The sequence below is a fragment of the Microbacterium sp. BH-3-3-3 genome, from assembly GCF_001792815.1.
Classification (GTDB): Bacteria; Actinomycetota; Actinomycetes; order Actinomycetales; family Microbacteriaceae; genus Microbacterium.
In genome coordinates, this window is the sequence record NZ_CP017674.1 from 1,478,876 (window position 1) to 1,496,644 (window position 17,769).

At 70.4% G+C, this 17,769-nt stretch carries 15 protein-coding genes and 1 pseudogene; 4 read left to right on the forward strand and 12 right to left on the reverse strand.

What is annotated here, in order from left to right; translation table 11 throughout:
- Window positions 1-57: 57 nt before the first annotated feature.
- Window positions 58-1,161 (forward strand): FUSC family protein, encoded by a 1,104-nt coding sequence (locus BJP65_RS06865; RefSeq protein ID WP_070408642.1) that lies wholly within the window; start codon window positions 58-60, stop codon window positions 1,159-1,161.
- Between the two features lie 65 nt (window positions 1,162-1,226).
- Here BJP65_RS06865 and BJP65_RS06870 read toward each other — a convergent pair whose 3' ends face one another.
- The 5 genes from BJP65_RS06870 to BJP65_RS06890 all read right to left on the reverse strand — a co-directional run bounded on the left by BJP65_RS06870 (window position 1,227) and on the right by BJP65_RS06890 (window position 6,554).
- Entirely contained in the window at window positions 1,227-2,480 is a 1,254-nt protein-coding gene (locus tag BJP65_RS06870) for an ADP-dependent glucokinase/phosphofructokinase (RefSeq protein ID WP_258027536.1), read from the reverse strand.
- A 7-nt stretch (window positions 2,481-2,487) separates the two neighbouring features.
- Window positions 2,488-3,351, reverse strand: coding sequence for a ketose-bisphosphate aldolase (locus tag BJP65_RS06875; RefSeq protein ID WP_055833435.1), 864 nt, complete (start codon window positions 3,349-3,351; stop codon window positions 2,488-2,490).
- Window positions 3,352-3,384: 33 nt separating this feature from the next.
- Complete coding sequence (locus BJP65_RS06880) at window positions 3,385-4,257, reverse strand: carbohydrate ABC transporter permease (protein WP_235561568.1); 873 nt, start codon at window positions 4,255-4,257, stop codon at window positions 3,385-3,387.
- A gap of 1 nt (window position 4,258) precedes the next feature.
- On the reverse strand, window positions 4,259-5,188 hold the full coding sequence (locus tag BJP65_RS06885) for a carbohydrate ABC transporter permease (RefSeq protein ID WP_055935870.1): 930 nt from the start codon (window positions 5,186-5,188) through the stop codon (window positions 4,259-4,261).
- A 73-nt stretch (window positions 5,189-5,261) separates the two neighbouring features.
- Window positions 5,262-6,554 carry a sugar ABC transporter substrate-binding protein gene (locus tag BJP65_RS06890; protein ID WP_055935867.1) on the reverse strand — a complete coding sequence of 431 codons (1,293 nt, stop codon included), beginning with the start codon at window positions 6,552-6,554 and terminating at the stop codon, window positions 5,262-5,264.
- A gap of 233 nt (window positions 6,555-6,787) precedes the next feature.
- Here BJP65_RS06890 and BJP65_RS06895 point away from each other — a divergent pair, with 233 nt between their 5' ends.
- Window positions 6,788-7,594 (forward strand): DeoR/GlpR family DNA-binding transcription regulator, encoded by an 807-nt coding sequence (locus tag BJP65_RS06895; RefSeq protein ID WP_055833427.1) that lies wholly within the window; start codon window positions 6,788-6,790, stop codon window positions 7,592-7,594.
- Window positions 7,595-7,628: 34 nt separating this feature from the next.
- Here BJP65_RS06895 and BJP65_RS06900 read toward each other — a convergent pair whose 3' ends face one another.
- The 4 genes from BJP65_RS06900 to BJP65_RS06915 all read right to left on the reverse strand — a co-directional run bounded on the left by BJP65_RS06900 (window position 7,629) and on the right by BJP65_RS06915 (window position 12,835).
- Window positions 7,629-8,729, reverse strand: coding sequence for a sorbosone dehydrogenase family protein (locus BJP65_RS06900; RefSeq protein ID WP_070408643.1), 1,101 nt, complete (start codon window positions 8,727-8,729; stop codon window positions 7,629-7,631).
- Window positions 8,726-9,748, reverse strand: coding sequence for a zinc-dependent alcohol dehydrogenase family protein (locus BJP65_RS06905; RefSeq protein ID WP_070408644.1), 1,023 nt, complete (start codon window positions 9,746-9,748; stop codon window positions 8,726-8,728). The genes BJP65_RS06900 and BJP65_RS06905 overlap by 4 nt, the downstream gene beginning before the upstream one ends.
- A 126-nt stretch (window positions 9,749-9,874) precedes the next feature.
- Window positions 9,875-11,230: an APC family permease gene (locus BJP65_RS06910; RefSeq protein WP_055935857.1), complete on the reverse strand. Its 1,356-nt coding sequence runs from the start codon at window positions 11,228-11,230 to the stop codon at window positions 9,875-9,877.
- 138 nt (window positions 11,231-11,368) lie between these two features.
- Window positions 11,369-12,835 carry an amidohydrolase gene (locus BJP65_RS06915; RefSeq protein ID WP_219811358.1) on the reverse strand — a complete coding sequence of 489 codons (1,467 nt, stop codon included), beginning with the start codon at window positions 12,833-12,835 and terminating at the stop codon, window positions 11,369-11,371.
- A gap of 172 nt (window positions 12,836-13,007) precedes the next feature.
- Between BJP65_RS06915 and BJP65_RS06920 the strand changes: the two genes are divergently transcribed.
- Window positions 13,008-13,637, forward strand: coding sequence for a TetR/AcrR family transcriptional regulator (locus BJP65_RS06920; RefSeq protein ID WP_070408645.1), 630 nt, complete (start codon window positions 13,008-13,010; stop codon window positions 13,635-13,637).
- A gap of 20 nt (window positions 13,638-13,657) precedes the next feature.
- Here BJP65_RS06920 and BJP65_RS06925 read toward each other — a convergent pair whose 3' ends face one another.
- The 3 genes from BJP65_RS06925 to BJP65_RS06935 form a co-directional block, all read right to left on the reverse strand.
- Window positions 13,658-14,461, reverse strand: a complete 804-nt coding sequence (locus BJP65_RS06925) for a DUF1206 domain-containing protein (RefSeq protein WP_070408646.1) — start codon at window positions 14,459-14,461, stop codon at window positions 13,658-13,660.
- Window positions 14,462-14,477: 16 nt separating this feature from the next.
- Window positions 14,478-15,155, reverse strand: a complete 678-nt coding sequence (locus tag BJP65_RS06930) for a phosphatase PAP2 family protein (RefSeq protein ID WP_070408647.1) — start codon at window positions 15,153-15,155, stop codon at window positions 14,478-14,480.
- 65 nt (window positions 15,156-15,220) lie between these two features.
- Window positions 15,221-15,748, reverse strand: coding sequence for a TetR/AcrR family transcriptional regulator (locus BJP65_RS06935; protein WP_258027537.1), 528 nt, complete (start codon window positions 15,746-15,748; stop codon window positions 15,221-15,223).
- Window positions 15,749-15,929: 181 nt separating this feature from the next.
- Here BJP65_RS06935 and BJP65_RS06940 point away from each other — a divergent pair.
- A pseudogene (locus BJP65_RS06940) lies at window positions 15,930-17,603 on the forward strand (amidase); the annotation flags it as partial.
- Window positions 17,604-17,769 lie beyond the last annotated feature (166 nt).

Genomic DNA, 17,769 nt, shown 5'->3' on the forward strand with positions numbered 1-17,769 from the left:
GCGTCGCGACGCCCGCAGGATGGGTTCGGTGTCGACTCGCCCGCGCCCTCATCGCTCATGAGATTGTCCCCGTCCCTCGATCCGCGACGGTGGTGGTCCGACGCGGTCACCCCTGACCGCCTTCTGCTGGCCGCCAAGACCGCTGCGGCGGCCGCCCTCGCCTGGTATCTCGCGCCCCTCGTGCCCTTCGCGCAGAGCGAGTACTCGTACTACGCCCCGCTGGGCGTGCTCGTCAGCATGTACCCCACCGTCGCCCGCTCCGCCTCGAGCGGGGTGCAGGCGGTCGTCGGTCTCGCGCTGGGCATCGGGCTGGGCCTCGCGAGCCTCGCCGTGGTGGGAACGGGCCTGCCGCGCATCGTGGCGGTCGCGGTCGTCATCCTGATCGGCGTGCTGCTGGCCGGCGTGCGCGCGCTCGGCGTCGGCCGCGACTGGGTGGCCATCGCGGGACTCTTCGTGCTGCTGCTGGGCGGCGCCGACCCCGACGGCTACTCGTCGTCGTACCTGATCACGATGGCCTTCGGCGTCGTGGTCGGCGTGGTGGTGAACCTCGTGGTGGTGCCCCCGCTGCGGGTGCAGCGGGCCGACGACCGGCTGGGCCACCTGCGCGATGCTCTCGGCGACGCCCTGCGCGCGATCGCCGATTCGCTCGCCGGTCACGCCTTCGACCCCGCGGCCGCCGACGCGGCCTCGGAGGGTCTCACCGGCACCCTCGCCGACGTGAAAGAAGAGGTCGAGCTCGCCGACGAGAGTCGCCGGTACAACCCCCGCGGCCGGCGCCTGCAGGCTCCGCGTGACCTGAACCGCCGTCGCCTCGATGCCCTCACCGGCATCGCCGACGCCACCCGCGAGTTGGCGGCGGCCCTCGGCCGCCTGACCGCCGGACCCGACGTCGACACGCGCCTGCCCCCGGACGCCCGGCGCGCGCTCGCCCAGGCCATCGAGAGCGTGTCGCACCTGGCCGTCACTCCGCCCGACCCGCAGAGCACGAGCCCGCAGCTGCACGAGGCCGAGACGGCGCTCACGCGGTACACCGACCGCCTGCGTGAGCTCGCGGCCGACGAGGAACCCCTCGACGCGTGGGAGGCGGCGGTGAGCCTGCGCCGCGTGATCGCCGCGTGCGGGCCCTTCTCCGACCCCGACGCCGACACCGCGACGCGCTGACGGGGCGTCGCTCGCCACGCGCGGAGCGCGCAGCGCCCAAGGCAGTGCGCGCTCGTCCGCCCCGGTCAGGACGCGGTCGCCGCCGCGTCGAGCGCACGCTCCAGGGCAGCCCCCGTCGCCGTGCGCGCCGCGGCCGGCACGGCGGCCAGGAATCCGCCGACGAACGTGTCGCCCAGGCCGATCGTGGTGGGGTGGGCGGTGTCGACGACGAACGCGGGCACGCCGATGGCCCCCAGTCGCTCGCGGAGCGCTGCCAGCACAGCCGCCCCACCCGCGTGGCGGGGAAGACGGGCGGTCTCGTCGAGGTCGGCGGCCGTGCAGGCATCGCCGAGCCGGTACCGGGTCGCGGCGGTGCGCACCGCACTGTCGAGACCCGCGAGGTGCGCGGCGGCCGCGGGACCGACGGCGATCGCCCAGTACTTCGTGTGCACCACCAGAGTGCGCGCGGGAATGAGGCCGTGGACCTCGGCGAGCGCGGCAGCCACGTCGTCGGGTGAGAGCAGGTCGACGGGGCGGGCGAGGTACTCCTGCAGCTCGTCCTCGTTCATGCCGTACACGTCGATGCGATCGAGCAGGCGGGCGCGCACGAGGGCAGACAGTTCCCGCTGGTAGAAGCCCGCGTCCTCGTAGTACACGAGGGCGTCGGCGGGCAGGTGGCCCATCGCCGCATCGAGGTCGTCGAGCCGACGCGCGAGCAGGTCGGCATCCTGCATGGTGTTGAAGCCCGAGATCAGGAACGCCGCGGCTCCCTCGAGCACCTCACCAAGTCCCTCGGCGATCGCCATCTCGCGGTTGGGGGCGTCGTTGGCGAAGATCAGGCGATTGGATGCTGGAGCGGTCACCGCCGCGTCCGCGAGGTGCACGGTCGTCCCCTCGGGGTACTGGACGATCAGGTGCGGGTCGAGGGTGTCGCGCGTCGCCGACGACACCACCCGCATCGAGGCCGGCAGCAGGCGCCGCACGTTGTCGTCGATGCTCACGAGGTGCTGCACGGTGGGGACGCCGATGCGATCGAGGGCGATGCCCGCGCGCACGCCCGTGCCGCCGAGCGTGATCTCCTTGTCGAAGTGGGCCGCGAACTGCTCGACGATCCGCGACGACAGGACGAAGCGCTCGCCTCCCCCGCCGGTGGCGAGGAAGGCGAGCACCGTGATCACGAGCGAGCGCTCGTCGATGATCGGCGTCGTGGTGGTCAGCTCGTCTCGACGGATGCCGTGCTCCTGCGCGAGCGCGGAGAGCACCGCGGCATCCCATCGGATCTCGTAGTCGACGGTGCCGCCGAGTCCGAGGACGAGGTCTTCTGCCATGACGTCGGTCACCGTCCGATCAGTACAGGTCGGCCTTGCCGGCGGCGCCGAACAGGTCGATCTTCTCCGCCGCGGTGATCTTCATCGCGGCGATGGGCTCGGGCTGGATCGCGTTGGGCTCGCGCAGGCGCCGGTCGGTGCCGAGGATCTCGCGCATGCGGTCGTGGTAGGCCACCTTGATGTCGCTGGAGATGTTGATCTTGTTCACGCCCAGCTCGACCGCACGGCGCAGCTCGGCATCCGGGTTGCTCGAGCCGCCGTGCAGCACGAGGGGAATGCCGACCGCGGCCTTGATCTGCTCGAGCAGGTCGTGACGCAGTTCAGGGCTCTTCTCGGCCGGGTACAGCCCGTGAGAGGTGCCGATCGCGATCGCGAGGCTGTCGACACCGGTCTGCTCGACGAAGCGCACCGCGTCGTCGACGTTGGTGTAGATGATCTCGGCGGCGCCGGATTCTCCGTAGCTGTCGTTCGCGCCGATGGTGCCGAGCTCGCCCTCGACCTGCACGCCCACGGCGTGCGCGGCCTCGACGACCTTGCGGGTGAGGGCGACGTTCTGCTCGAAGGGCTCGAGCGAGGCGTCGATCATCACCGAGGTGAAGCCCGACTGGATCGCGACGATCATCTGCTCGTAGGTTCCGCCGTGGTCCCAGTGGATGGCGACGGGCACGCTCGAGCGGTGCGCGCGGGAGCGCATCGCGGCGATCAGGTCGGTCGTGATGTGCGACACCTCGTCGGGGTGGATGGCGATGATGACCGGAGCGGACTTCTCTTCGCTGATGTCCATGATCCCGGTGAACATCGACCAGTCGCTGATGTTGAAGGCCGGGATGGCGAAGCTGTGGGCGTTCGCCACGTCGAGGATGGACTTGCCGGTGTAGAGCACGGAGATTCTCCTTGTTGGGTGGGGTCGGGTGGCTTAGCTCTTCACCGAGCCGGCCGTCAGGCCGCTGATGAAGAAACGCTGGAAGAACAGGAAGAGCAGCAGCACGGGGATCGAGCCGAGGATGCTCATCGCCATGATCTGGTTCCACTCGTACGAGTGCTGTCCCATGAGCAACTGGATGCCGATCGGCACCGTGCGCATGTCGATGGTGCGCGTGAGGGTCAGCGCGAAGAGGAACTCGTTCCACGCGATCATGAACGTGTAGATGCCCACCGAGACGATCCCGGGGATCGAGATGGGTACGAGCACGCGCCAGAGGGCGGTGAAGGATCCGGCCCCGTCGACGCGGACGGCCTCGTCGAGCTCCTTCGGCAGGGTGTTGAAGTACCCGGTCATCATGATGATCGCGTAGGGCAGCGTGAACACCATGTAGGTGAAGATGAGGCCCGGATAGGTGTTGTAGAGCCCGAGTCCCACCATGAGCCCGAAGTACGGGATGAGCAGGGTGATGGGCGGCACGGCCTGGACGCTGACGATGATGACGTTGACGATGCGCTTGCCGCGGAACTCGAACCGGCTGAAGGCGTACGCGGCCTGGATCGCCACCAGGAGCGTGAGGATCGTCACGGCTCCCGCGACGACGTAGCTGTTGATGAAGAAGCGCACCGTCTCGGGGTTGGTGAAGATCGAGATGTACGCGTCGAACGAGAACGTCTCGGTGATCAGGCGCGGCGGGAGCTCGAAGATCTGCGTGTTCGACTTGAACGAGCTCGACAGCATCCACAGCACCGGTCCCGCGGCGAAGACCGCACCGAGGAGAAGGCCGATGAACACGCCGGTCTGGGCGAACCGGCGGCGTGCGACGGTGCTCATGGCGCGCGGGCGCGCGGGGGTGGTCAGGGCCATGTCAGTCCCTCGCCTTCTGCTGGCGGACGTAGAGCACCGCGATGATCATCGACATCGCCAGGACCAGCACCGCCGAGGTGGAGGCCATCGAGAAGTCGTACTTCGCGAATGCGAGCTTGTAGGTGTAGGTGCTGAGCATCTCGGTGACGTCGATCGGACCGCCGCCCGTGGTCAGCCAGATGAGGGCGAACTGCTGCGACGTCCAGATCAGGTCGAGCAGCACGAGGCTGACGATGATGGGGCGCAGCTGCGGGATGGTGACGTTCCAGAACCGCTGCGCGGGGCTGGCACCGTCGACGGTCGCCGCCTCGTACAGGTCGCTCGGAATCCCCTGGAGACCCGCGAGCAGGCTCACCATGAAGAAGGGGTAGCCGGCCCAGATGTTGATGAAGGTCACCGTGCCGAGCGCGAGCGACGGCGAGGCGAGCCACTCGATGTCGGTGTTCAGCAGGAAGTTCACGATGCCGTTCGGCGAGAGCAGCATGCGCCAGAGCACGGCGATGACGGCGACGGTGAACAGCCACGGCAGCACGTACAGGCCGCGGAAGATCGCCCGGGGGATCGCGCCGATGAGCCGGCTGTTCAGCAGCATCGCGAACGAGAGTCCGAGCACGAGGTGTGCGGCGACGCTGGTGAGGGTGAAGAAGAGGGTGTTGCCGGTCGCCTTCCAGAAGCCCGGGTCGGTGAGGATCGCGACGTAGTTGTCGACGCCCACGACCTCGGGACTCTTGTTCAGGATGACGTTGTCTTGGAACGAGTAGCCGATCACCATGACGATCGGGACGATCATCAGGACGAACAGCAGGATCAGGGTCGGCGACAGGAACGCGTAGGCCTCGCCGGCCTTGCGGAGTTGGCGGGTGCGGCGCGAGAGCGGTCGTCCGGTGACGATCACCTCGGTGTCGGGGGGTGTGAGGGTGCGCATGGTCATGATGTGCGGCTTTCGCTGAGCGGGATGCCGCACCGTGCGTGGGGGCGGTGCGGCATCCCGGTTCGGGGTCGGATCAGAACTCCGACGTCCATTCGTCCTGCGTCTTCTTCAGCGCGTCGCTCATCGACTGCTGACCGTCCAGAGCCGACTGGAACTGGGTGCCGAACTGGCGCATGAGTTCCTCGGCGACGGGGAGGCCCGTGAACTCGTTGGCGGGGTAGCCGGCCTTGTAGATGTCGAAGGCCGTCTTGAACAGCGCGTCGTCTTCGACGAAGGTCGGCACGCTCTCGGTGTTGCCGGGGAAGGCCTTGGCCATCGTCGACAGCTCGCTGTTGACGTCGGTGCCCATCAGGAACTGCACGAGCTTGAACGCGGCGTCCTTGTGCTCGGAGTTCTCGGCGACGCCGATCCCCCACGAGGCGTAGGGGATGCCCCGCTCACCGGTGAAGCCGTCTTCGGCGGGGATCGCCGAGATCGAGAAGGTCAGGTCGGGGTTGGACTCGCGGATGAGGTTGATGTGCGCGAGCGAGTCGATCATCATGCCGACGCGTCCGTTGGTGAACTCCTCGACCTTGTCCTGCTCCTTCATCGTGAACGAGCCGGGGGCGATGACCCCGTCCTTCCACAGCTGCTGGATGTAGTCGGTGGCCGAGGTGACGTCGGCGTTGGTGAGGTCGGGCTGCCCGTCCTTCAGCATCGAGCCGCCCGAGGCCCAGGCCCACGACATGACGTCGTTCTGCACGCCGTTGGGGGCTTCGAGCGAGAGCGGGAGCACCCACCCCGAGACGTCGCCGCCGAGCGCCGAGATCTTCTTGGCCGCGTCGGCGAACTCGGAGCGCGTCGACGGCGGTGCGCTGACACCTGCCTCCGCGAGGATGCCGTCGTTCGTGAACATCGGGTACACGAAGTTCACGACGGGGATCATGTACGTGCTGCCGTCGACCTGGATCTGGCTGGCCAGCTGGCTGTCGTCGTAGCCCGAGTCGCCCATGAGCTTCGTCAGGTCGGCGATGACGCCCTGCTTGGCGAAGTCGCTCACCCACGCGCCGTCGAGACCGACGACGTCGGGCATGGTGCCGGAGGCGGCTCCGGCGAAGAGCTGCTCCTTGGTCGACGCGTACGGTCCGCTGACCAGGTCGACCTTGATGCCCGGGTTCTCCTGCTCGAACTGGTCCATGAGGCCACGGAACTGGCCGTCTCCCAGCTCGGGCTCCCACCACTGGGCGAATTCGATCGTGACGTCTCCGTCTGCCGAGGTGGCGGCGCCGTTCGACGAGCACCCCGCCATGGCCAGGAGGGTCGAGGCCGCTGCTGCGACACCGACGAGCTTGATGGCGTTCCGACGCCGGCGCCCGCTGTTGTCCATCGTTTCTCCTCATTGAGATTTGCTGTATTTAGCGCTGTTGTGCGCGTTATTGCTGCTTTCAGCACGAGTATGCGCTCACCTGCGGGGTCGGTCAAGCGTTCGATGCAGATTCGTGACAATTGCCGCATCGAACTGCGCGACAAGCAGCAAAAAACGCGGCTTTACTGCGTTTCCATGCCGTTTTCACACAACGAGTGCCGATTCGGTTGCTGCTCTGTGCTAGAGATGACGGCATGGACGCAGCCACAGCCACGACGAAGAGGCGACTGCCCGCGGGACGCAAGGCCGAGCTGGCCGCCTACGTCGCCGAGTCGGGTCAGGTCACGGTCGTCGATCTCGCCTCGCATTTCGGCGTCTCGATCGACACGGTGCGCCGCGACCTCGATCAGCTCGACCGCGAAGGCATCGTCGTCCGCACGCACGGCGGTGCCGTCAGCGCGATGTCGGTTCCCGGCCGCGACCGGGGCCTCGACGTGCGACTGCAGATGCAGATCTCCGAGAAGGAACGCATCGCCACGCTGGCCGCCGACCTCATCGAGGACGGCTCGGTGCTGGTGCTGAACGCCGGCACCACCACGCTCGCCGTCGCCCGCGCCCTGCGCAACCACCGCAACCTGACCATCGCGACGAACAACCTGCGCATCCCCGCCGAGATCTCCCCCAGCGTCTTCCGCGACCTCTTCCTCTTCGGCGGAGCGGTGCGCACCATCACGCAGGCGACGACGGGGCCGGTGACCCTCGCGATGAATTCGCACACCCCCGAGGTCGAGATCCGCTGCGACTACGCGCTCATCGCGGTGGGCGCGGTCGACGCCTCGGGCTTCTCGACCAGCAACCTCGGCGACGCCACGATGATGAGCGAGATGATCCAGCGGGCTGATCGCACGGCGATCCTCGCCGACTCCTCCAAGCTCGACCGGCGCCTGTTCGCCCAGGTCGCCCCGCTCGAGAAGGCCGACTACCTCATCACCGACGCGCCGCCCTCTCCCGACCTCGCGGCGGCGTTGGCCGACGCGGGGGTCACGGTACTGACGCCGTAGGGCGCGCTCCGACTCCGGTGACCGGACGAGCCGCTCACTCCGCCGTCAGCGGCACCCGCAGCACGGCGTCGTCGCCGCCCCCGCCGCGGTCGGTGTTGCTCGTGACGATCCAGAGCGATCCGTCGGGAGCGAGCACCGCGTCGCGCAGGCGACCGAACTCCCCGACGAAGAACTCCCGTGCGCTCGTGGGGTCGGCGGTGGGGACCACCCGCAGGCGCTGGCCCCGCAGGTTCGCGATGAGCACCGAGCCGTCGACGACCGCGAGACCGCTGGGGCTGGCATCCACCGGCGCCCACTGCTGCACGGGATCGACGAACCGGTCGTCGCCACCGGTGCCCTCCACCTCGGGCCAGCCGTAGTTCGCGCCGGGCTCGATGACGTTGAGCTCGTCCCAGGTGTTCTGGCCGAACTCCGACGAGAACAGCGTGCCCTCGGCATCCCATCCGAGGCCCTGCGGGTTGCGGTGCCCCATGCTCCACACCGGCGAGCCGGCGAGGGGGTTGTCGGCGGGCACGTCACCCTCGGGGGTCACGCGCAGGATCTTGCCGCCGAGCGACTCCGGGTCTTGCGCCGCGTCGGGATCGCCGGCATCGCCCGCGGTGACGTAGAGCATGCCGTCGGGACCGAAGGCGAGGCGGCCTCCGTTGTGGGTGTTCGCGGAGGGGATGCCGTCCACCACCGTCTGAGCGGCCCCCAGGGCGAAGGATCCGGCCGAGCCCTCGAGCGCGAAGCGTGAGACGCGGTTGCCGTCGGGGGTGGTCACGTAGGCGTAGAGCATGCCATCGGCGTGGGCTATGCCGAGCAGCCCGCCCTCGCCGCGCGCCGCCAGGTCGGGCACCTCCCCCACCACGCGGGTGTCGTCGCCCATGATCTCGAGGATCTCGCCGGTGTCGCGCTGGCTGACGAGGGCGGTGTCCCCGACGAAGGCCACCGACCAGGGGGTGGTGAACCCGGATGCCACGACCTCGGGCCCCCCGTCGGGGACGACGAACCCGGGGGTTCCGGCCGTCGGGGTCGATGCGGGCGATGCGGCGGGGGACGCGGTCCTCTCCCCCGTGCAGCCGGCGAGCGCGATCAGCGCGAGAGCGAGGCCCGCCGCCGCCCCCGCGCGACGTTCCCGCGTCGCGGTGGTCATGGGATCGTCAGCAGCACTTTGGTGGCGCGACGCTCGTCCATGGCCTTGTACCCCTCGGCTGCTTCCTCGAGCGGAAGGGTCAGGTCGAAGACGGCGCCGGGATCGATCTCGCGGTCCCAGATCAGCTGGATGAGCTCGGGGAGGAACCGCCGCACGGGAGCGGGACCGCCGTGCAGGTGCACGGCCGAACGGAACAGCTCCTGGCCCTCGAGGGTGACGTCGTGCGAGACGCCGACGAAGCCGACGTGGCCACCCGCGCGCGTGGAGCGGACGGCCTGTTCCATCGACTGCTGCGTGCCCACGGCCTCGATCACCGAGTGCGCGCCGAGGCCGCCGGTGAGCTCCTTCACCCGGGCGATGCCCTCGTCTCCGCGCTCCTCGACGATGTCGGTCGCACCGAACCGCCGGGCGAGCTCCTGCCGATCGGCGTGCCGCGACATCGCGATGATGCGCTCGGCGCCGAGCTGCTTCGCGGCCAGGATGCCGAGCAGTCCCACCGCTCCATCGCCGACGACGGCGACGGTCTTACCGGGGCCGACCTCGGCCGCCACCGCGGCGAACCAGCCGGTGCCCAGCACGTCGCTCGCGGCCAGGAGCGACGGGATGAGGTCGTCGTCGGGCTGACCGGGGGTGGCGACGAGCGTGCCGTCGGCGTGCGGGATGCGCGCGAACTCGGCCTGGGTGCCCACGCGCCCCATCGGCACGACGTGCACGCAGCGCGACTGGTAGCCCGCCTGGCAGATCTCGCACGTGTTGTCGGAGGCCATGAACGACCCGACGACGAAGTCGCCGACCGCGACGTTCTTCACCTCGGAGCCGATCTCGGTGACGACGCCGACGTACTCGTGGCCCATGGGCGTGGCATCCACGTCGTCGGATCCGCGGTACGGCCAGAGGTCGGAGCCGCAGATGCAGGAGGCGGCCAGGCGGATGACGGCGTCCGTCGGTTCTTCGATGACCGGGTCGGCGCGGTCCTCGACGCGCACATCTCCGGCGGCGTGCATGATGACTCCCCGCATGGCGGTTCCTCTCGATCGGAAGGTTCGACTTCCGGAATACCCGCCGCACCTGGAAACGGCCCGGGGGTTGCGCCCACACGGCGAAGCGCCCGCCCCCGGGGAGGGGCGGGCGCTTCGTCGAGGGCGTCAGGCGACGATGCGCTCGGGCGCCGGTGCCTCGTCGTCGAATTCGACCTCGGGCGGGCGGCGGCGGAAGCCGCGGGTCAGCACCGCGAGCCACACGATTCCCACGCCGATCCAGACCAGGCCCACCGTCAACGCCAGAGCCGACAGGCTGAACCACAGCCAGGCGGTCAGCGCGAAGCCGAGCGCCGGCAGAACGCCGAAGCGGAGGATCGCGGCACCTCCGCGGCGACGCTCGTCGATGAGGAAGTGCTTGATGACCGACAGGTTCACGAGCGAGAACGCCGCGAGGGCACCGAAGCTGATGAGCGAGGCCACCGTGTTGAGGTCGGCCACCAGCGCCGCCAGCGAGACCACGCCGACGAAGAGCGCAGCGCCGACGGGGGTCTGGTACCGCGGACTCAGACGGGCGAAGAACGCGGGCAGCACTCCGTCGCGGCCCATCGCGAACAGGATGCGCGCGACGCTCGCCTGCGAGGCGAGGGCGGCGGCGATGCAGCCGGCGATGTAGGCGATGAGGAAGAAGACCTCGAGCCAGCGGCCGGCGGCGACCTCCATGATCTGGTTGGCGGCGGCATCCGGGTTCTCGAGGTCGGCGACGCGGGGGATGACGAGCGTCGACACGTACGCGATGACCGTGAAGATGAGCCCGCCGATGATCGTGGTGAGGATGATCGCGCGGGGAACGGTGCGCTCGGGGTCGCGGGCCTCTTCCGACAGCGTCGAGATGGCATCGAACCCGAGGAACGACAGCGCGAGCATCGCGGCTCCGGCGAGCAGGCCGGGGAAGGTGAGGCCGGCGTCGTACAGGGGCTGCAGCAGCGAGACGCCGGGGTTCTGGGCGACGTGCAGCACCGCGCAGACGACGAAGACCGCGGCGAACACCAGCTGCAGACCCACCAGGACCAGGTTGGCGTTGCGCACCACGGTGATGCCGACGACGTTCAGCCCCGTGATCAGCACGACACCGGCGAGGGCGAACACCCACGGCGGGATGCCGGGGAGCTGCGCGTTGAGGTAGATGCCCATGAGCACGTAGTTGATGAGCGGCAGCAGCAGGTAGTCGATCATCAACGACCAGCCGGTGAGGAACCCGACGTGGCCGCCGAAGGCTCGGCGGGCGTACGTGTACGCGCTGCCCGCGCGGGGGAAGGCCTTCACGAGGGCGGCGTAGCTGAAGGCGGTGAAGAGCATGGCGATGAGGGTCACCAGGTAGGCGGTCGGCACGTGACCGCCGGTGGTGACGGCGACGAGGCCGTAGGTCGTGAACACGGTGAGGGGCACCATGTACGCCAGACCGAAGATGACGAGGGAGGGGACCCCCATGACTCGCCGCAGCGAGGTGTCGGATGAGGACATGCGATTTCCTGTTCGAGTCGGAAAGAGCGATTCAGAAGGTGCGGACGCCACGGCGCCAGGTGCCCCGGATACGGGCATCGGCGATGCGGTCGGCGGGCCCGCGACGGATGTCGCGGTCGAGCCAGACGAGGTCGGCGGTCATTCCGGGGCGCAGAGCCCCCGGTGGTCCTGATCGCCGGCCTGGAAGGCGACGCCGCTCGTGGCGGCATCGAGGGCGTCGTCCACGGTGAGACGTTCGTCGGGTTGCCACCCGCCGGTGGGCGCCCCGTCGGCGTCCTGGCGGGTGACGGCGGTGCGGATCCCGGCGAGCACGTCGGGAGAGGTGACGGGCCAGTCGCTGCCGAAGCTCAGTCGCGCGCCCGCGGCCTGCGCCGCGCGCATGCGGTACTGCCGCTCGCGACCGGGCCCGAGGCGCGGCAGGGTCAGGTCGGTCATGACCGCGTCGGCCATCGCCCACTGCGGTTGGAAGCAGAAGGTGACCTCGAGGTCGGCCAGCCGGGGAAGGTCGGCGGGGTCGACGACCTGGGCGTGGGCGATGGTCAGTCGGCGGCCGCGGCGGAGGCTGTCGGCGATCCCCTCGGCCGCGTCGATCGCCGCGCGCACGGCGGCATCGCCGATGGCGTGCAGGTGCACGTCGAAGCCGGCCGCATCGCACGCGGCGACCGCGTCGCGCAGGTGCTCGGGCTGCCAGTTCGGCAGGCCGCGCGTCTCGGCGTCGTGGTAGCACTCCAGCAGGTGGGCGGTGTGGTTCTCGAGGATGCCGTCGACGAAGAACTTCACCGTGCGGCAGGTGAGTCCGGGTTCGCCGGCGACGGCATCGGCGGTGCGTCGCAGCTCCGCGAGCTGCGCCGGCCACCGCGTGGGGTCGGCACGCAGGGCGAGGTCGGCGTCGACGCGGAGCCGGCCGCTCCGCGCGGCGGTGACCCACGCGGGCACGTCGTGCGCTTCGGTCCACGCCTCCTGCACCCACGAGATCCCGCGGGCGGCCAGCTGCTCCCCCGCCCAGACCAGCGCCTCGACGTCGGCGGCGACGACGGCGTGGGGCGCGCGATCGAGCACGAGGTCGATCGCCGGTCGCTCGACGAGCGTGCCGAGAGGCGAACCGTCGTCGCGCCGCACGATGCGTCCGAGCGGCGGGTCGGGGGTGTCGGCATCCACTCCGGCTTCGCGAAGCGCCGCCGTGTTGACCCACGCCGTGTGGTAGTCCCAGGCGTGCAGCACCACGGGGCGATCCGGCACCGCCTCGTCGAGCCAGCGGGCGTCGAACATGCCCCCGGGCACGATGGTGGCGTCGTAGCTCCCGCCCACGAGCCACGGCGCCTCGGACCGCGCGGCCCATGCTCCGACCCGCGCGACGATCTCGGCGACGCTCGCCGCATCGCGGAGCTCCGGGCCGCGGCGCTCGCGTCCCGCGAGCAGCGGGTGGGCGTGACCGTCGCCGAACGCCGGGAGCAGGAGCCCTCCCTCGAGGTCGACTTGCTCGGCATCGTCGGGCACCGGATGCCAGGACTCGGCGATCGTGCCGTCGACGACGACGAGCCGGTCGACGTCGGGCTGGTGCCCGTCGATGCGCACGGTTCCGCCGCGGAAGACGACGACTGCCATGGAAACCTCCTCGTGACCTGAGCTGAATGAAACATACAGCGTAGGTTTTACGAAATCTACGGCGTCCGGAGCCGCGTCGACGGCGGTTTCGCAGACTCGTCACTCACGCCTTACATGGCCGAAACACGACGGGTCGCGTAGCGTGGACAGACCCCCATCGGAAGGCGTCGACATGCCCCGGCCGTCGCATCCCAAGCTCTCGCGCGAGGCCATCGCGCGCGCCGCACTCGCGCTCGTCGACCGCGACGGAGCCGACGGGGCGAGCATCCGCAGGGTCGCCGACCGCCTCAAGGTGCACCCGACCTCGCTCTACAACCACGTGCCGAACCTGGCCGCCCTCATCGAAGACGTGCGCGCCCTCGTGTCGTCGCGCATCGACTCGTCGTTCCTGCGGGAGGGCGAATGGGAAGAGGGCCTCGCGCTCTGGGCGCGCTCCTACCGCGACGCTTTCCGGCGGCACCCGCGCACCATTCCGCTGCTCATGTCGCACCGGTCGTCGACGCCGTTGCTCATGTCGCAGTACGAGGACTTCGCGGTCGCGGCCGAACGCGTGGGCTGGACGAGCGACGACATCCTGCCCCTGCTGACGGCCTTCGAGTCCTTCATCCTGGGCAGCGTGCTCGACATGTCGGGGCCATCGGTCATGTTCGACCCGACGGGTCAAGAAAACACGGTGCCACGCTTCGCCGCCGCCTACGCGACGCTGGCCGACCACGACCCGTCCGACCCTGTGGCGACCCGCGCCTTCGAGCGCGGTCTCGCGCTGCTCATCGCCGGTGCCCGACCCCCCTCACGGGGGTGAGGCGCCGGCGGAGCTGACGGTCACATCCGCGCGTAGCGCGCGCGGGCGAAGCAGAACAGGCCGTACACGATCAGCCCCGCACCCACGAGCCACAGCACGACCTGACCGAACGGCAGAGCGGCGAGCGAGCGCAGGGCGGCGTCGATCCCGCCCGCGGCGTTCGGGTCGTGCGTGACGGCGGCCACCACGAACAGCACGCCCGCGACCCCCACGGCGACGCCCTTGGCGATGTATCCGACCGTGCCGAAGACCCGGATGCCGCGACCCGCGGTCCCCGCGGGGATCGACAGGTTCTTCGTGAAGGCGCGCGTGCACCCGCGCACGACGAACGCGACGCCGACGGCCGCGACCGCCACGCCGACGACGACCAGCAGGGCGACGCCGCCCGGCATCGCGAGGACGCGCACGCTCAGAGTCTGCGACGACTCCGACGAGTCGGAGCTGCCGCCCATCGCCAGCGTCACCGCGGTCACCGCGATGGCCACGTACGCGATCGCGGTGCCGACGAACTTCGCGCGATGCGCCCAGCGCTTCTTGGCATCCGAGTCACGCTCGACGAAGGCCTCCGCGATCTGCCAGACGGCCAGGGCGGCGAGACCGACAGCGATCACCCAGAGCAGGGCGAGACCGGCGGGAGCATCGCGCACCTGCTGCAGGGCGCCGCTCTGGTCGGCGCTGTCACCTCCCCCACCGGTGGCGATGCCGACGGCGATCACGCCGATGAGCAGGTGGAGCAGTCCGAGCACGACGTAGCCGACGCGTGCGGCGGCCTCGAAAGCGCGGGAATCCTGGGCCTTGCCGGCAGCGGCGGATGCGGAGGTCATCCGCGAACGATAACGCTCACTCGCCCGTCGCGACCAGGCGTTGCGCTCGACGCACGCGCCACACCTCGACCAGCGCCCACACCAGGGTCGAGACCGCGATCCCCTCGAGCAGGCCGGCCGTCACGTCGGACAACCAGTGCGCGTGCAGGTACGTGCGGCTCCACATCATCGCCACGACCCACACCACCCCCGCCGCCCACACCCAGCCTCGGCGCAGGATCAGGCCGAGGACCACGGCGATGGTGGTCGCCACGGCGGTGTGCCCCGAGGGGAACGAGGTGGCCACGGTCTCGGCCAGCGAATCCGCGGGCCGGGCGCGGGCGATCACCGCGGCCAGCGGCGCCCCGATCAGCACGACCAGGGCGATGGAGGACGCGACGGCGAGCGCGTCCCAGGGGCGCCGCCGCAGCAAGAAGACGAGCGTGGTCGCGACCCCGATGACGATCATGCCGATCGTGCCGCCGACGATCGCGGGGATCCAGGCGACGATGACCGCGACGGGGTTCGCCAGGTCGGCCATCGCGTCGTCCCACCACTGGTCGATCGGCAGCGGCGCCGATCCGCTCAGCTCGACAGCGAAGCGCAGTCCGACGAAGAGCACCGCGGCGACGACACCCACCACGAGGGCGATCGGACGGCGGTGATCGACCCGCGGCCGGTCGGGCAGCAGGGCGGCGTCGGTGGTGGCATCCATCCCGGAATCGTCGCAGGTCCGATGCCGTGACGGCGAGGTCTTGCTCCGCGGCGTCGAACCACTCCTCAGCGCGGACGCGCCGAGGCGATGAGCATGTCGAGCCCCAGCTCGAACGCTCGGGTGGCGACCGGGTCGTCGGGATCTTCGTCGGCGAGCGCGGCGAACGCGGCCGCGAAGCGCGGCACCGTCCCTTCCTGCCCGGTGGGATCGAACACCACGCTCGGGCCCGACATGTCGAGCACGCTCCCGAGGATGAACGACTCGAAGACCGTGAGCAGGGGGAGCAGGTCGCGCTGCGGCCACCCGACCGCCTCGGCGGCGACGGCGAAGTGCTCGTACCCGGCCAGCAGCACCGGCGCCGACGCGCGCTCGGTCATGAGCAGGGGGATCGCCCGGGCGTGACGGGCGAACGCGCGGCGGTACGACCGCGCCCAGGCGCGCAGGCCCTCTTCCCAGGGCAGGTCGCGCAGCGGCGCGAAGTCGATGTGCTCCGACACCAGCGCCCGCACGTCTTCGACCATGGCCGCGCGGTTGGGCACGTGGTTGTACAGCGAGGCGGGGTTCACCCCGAGACGGGCGGCGACCCGGCGCACGCTCGCCCCGTCGGGGCCGTGACGGTCGACGAGCGCGAGCGCCGTGCGCGCGATGAGATCGCGGTTCAGCAGCGGGGTCGTGGGTCGAGCGATGGTGGCCTCCGGGGTTCGTTCCGAGCCTACGCATCGGGGTGTCGGAAAAGCCTGGTTCCCGTAAAACAAACGGTGTATGTTTACCGCCATGACCACCGAGGCCTTCACCGTCGTCGAGGCGGACATCGACCGACTGGGCGCCGCCCTCGACGCCGGCGTAGTCACGAGTGTCGAGCTCGTCGCCCGCTACCTCAACCGCATCGGCGCCTACGACCGCTCGGGCATCCGCCTCAACTCCGTCCCCGTGCTCAACCCGCGCGTCTTCGACGAGGCGCGCGCCGCAGACGCCCGTCGTGCCCGTGGCGAGCAGCGCGGCCGCCTCGACGGCATCCCCTTCACCGCGAAGGACAGCTACCGGGTCGAAGGCCTGCCCGTGGCATCCGGATCCCCCGCCTTCCGAAACCTCATGGCCCAAGACGACGCCTTCGCGATCGAACGACTCCGGGCCGCGGGCGCGGTGTTCCTCGGCCTGACCACCATGCCGCCGATGGCTGCCGGGGGCATGCAGCGCGGCGTCTACGGCCGCGCGGAGTCGCCCTACAACAGCGAGTACCTCACCTCGGCGTTCGGCTCCGGCTCGTCGAACGGCTCGGGCACGGCCACCGCGGCCAGTTTCGCCGCCTTCGGCCTGGGCGAGGAGACGTGGTCGTCGGGGCGCGCGCCGGCCTCGCACAACGCCCTCGTCGCCTACACCCCCTCGCGCGGCGTCATCTCGGTGCGCGGCAACTGGCCGCTCGTGCCCACCATGGACGTCGTCGTGCCGCACACCCGCTCGATGGCCGACCTGCGTCACGTCCTGGATGCCGTGATCGCCGACGACGCCGTGACCGAGGGCGACCTGTGGCGCACGCAGCCCTGGATCGCACTCCCGCGTCCCTCCGAGGTGCGCCCCGCCTCGTTCGCCGAGCTCAAGACCCCGCCGCTCGCGGGTCTGCGCTTCGCCGTGCCCCGCATCTACATCAACGGCGACCCCGACAACGCGATCCCCATCGCCACGCGCGCGAGCGTCATTCGGCTGTGGGAGTCCCTGCGCGCCGAGCTCGAAGCCGCCGGCGCCGAGGTCGTCGAGACCGACTTCCCCGTCGTCGACCGTTACGAAAAGCTGCACGACCGAGACGAGGACTTCCTCGACCGCGGGTTCGTCACCCGCGAGTTCCTCGACGACGAGGTCGGCGACCTGGCGGTCTGGGCGATGGACACGTTCCTGCGTCAGAACGGCGACCCCGAGCTGCACCGCCTCGCCGACGCCGACGCCGCGCTCATCTTCCCCCCGCCGCCCGGCGCCCTGCACGACCGCTACGGCGTCTGGCACTTCGACATCTCGTACGACATCGCCGACTACGTGCAGCGCGCCGGCGAGTGGGAGCCCGACTGGCACGACGTCGCGAGCCTCGAGCAGGGCCTCCGGGGCCTCGAGCACACCCGCCGCGTCGACTTCGAAGACTGGCTCGAGACCGAGGGCTTCGACGCCGTGATCTTCCCCACGCAGTCCGACGTCGGTCCCGCCGACGCCGACGTGAACCCCGCCTCGGCCGACATCGCGTGGCGCAACGGCGTCTGGGTCTCGAACGGCAACCTCGTGCCCCGCCACCTCGGCATCCCGACCGTCACCGTGCCGATGGGCACCATGGCCGACACGGGGATGCCGGTCGGCCTGACGATCGCCGGGCCCGCGTACAGCGACACCCGGCTCGTGCAGCTGGGCTCGGCGATCGCCGACCTCGGCGAGCGGCGCACCGCACCGCCGCGCACGCCCGCCCTGCCCGACGAGACCGTGTTCGCCGACCCGAAGCCGGCCGCGCAGGGCGCGCTCTCGCTGCGCGTCGACGAGGTCTCGCTCGACGGTACGCGCGTGCGCTTCACCGCGATCGTGAGCGGTGGCCCCGCCGCCGACGTGGTCGCCTACGTCGACGGCATCCGCGTCGAGA

What these genes read in the sequence shown, in the direction of transcription:
- BJP65_RS06865 (WP_070408642.1), top strand. Translation starts at nt 58, where the DNA reads ATGAGATTGTCCCCGTCCCTCGATCCGCGACGGTGGTGGTCCGACGCG.
- BJP65_RS06880 (WP_235561568.1), bottom strand. Translation starts at nt 4,257, where the DNA reads ATGGCCCTGACCACCCCCGCGCGCCCGCGCGCCATGAGCACCGTCGCA.
- BJP65_RS06885 (WP_055935870.1), bottom strand. Translation starts at nt 5,188, where the DNA reads ATGACCATGCGCACCCTCACACCCCCCGACACCGAGGTGATCGTCACC.
- BJP65_RS06890 (WP_055935867.1), bottom strand. Translation starts at nt 6,554, where the DNA reads ATGGACAACAGCGGGCGCCGGCGTCGGAACGCCATCAAGCTCGTCGGT.
- BJP65_RS06895 (WP_055833427.1), top strand. Translation starts at nt 6,788, where the DNA reads ATGGACGCAGCCACAGCCACGACGAAGAGGCGACTGCCCGCGGGACGC.
- BJP65_RS06900 (WP_070408643.1), bottom strand. Translation starts at nt 8,729, where the DNA reads ATGACCACCGCGACGCGGGAACGTCGCGCGGGGGCGGCGGCGGGCCTC.
- BJP65_RS06905 (WP_070408644.1), bottom strand. Translation starts at nt 9,748, where the DNA reads ATGCGGGGAGTCATCATGCACGCCGCCGGAGATGTGCGCGTCGAGGAC.
- BJP65_RS06910 (WP_055935857.1), bottom strand. Translation starts at nt 11,230, where the DNA reads ATGTCCTCATCCGACACCTCGCTGCGGCGAGTCATGGGGGTCCCCTCC.
- BJP65_RS06915 (WP_219811358.1), bottom strand. Translation starts at nt 12,835, where the DNA reads ATGGCAGTCGTCGTCTTCCGCGGCGGAACCGTGCGCATCGACGGGCAC.
- BJP65_RS06920 (WP_070408645.1), top strand. Translation starts at nt 13,008, where the DNA reads ATGCCCCGGCCGTCGCATCCCAAGCTCTCGCGCGAGGCCATCGCGCGC.
- BJP65_RS06925 (WP_070408646.1), bottom strand. Translation starts at nt 14,461, where the DNA reads ATGACCTCCGCATCCGCCGCTGCCGGCAAGGCCCAGGATTCCCGCGCT.
- BJP65_RS06930 (WP_070408647.1), bottom strand. Translation starts at nt 15,155, where the DNA reads ATGGATGCCACCACCGACGCCGCCCTGCTGCCCGACCGGCCGCGGGTC.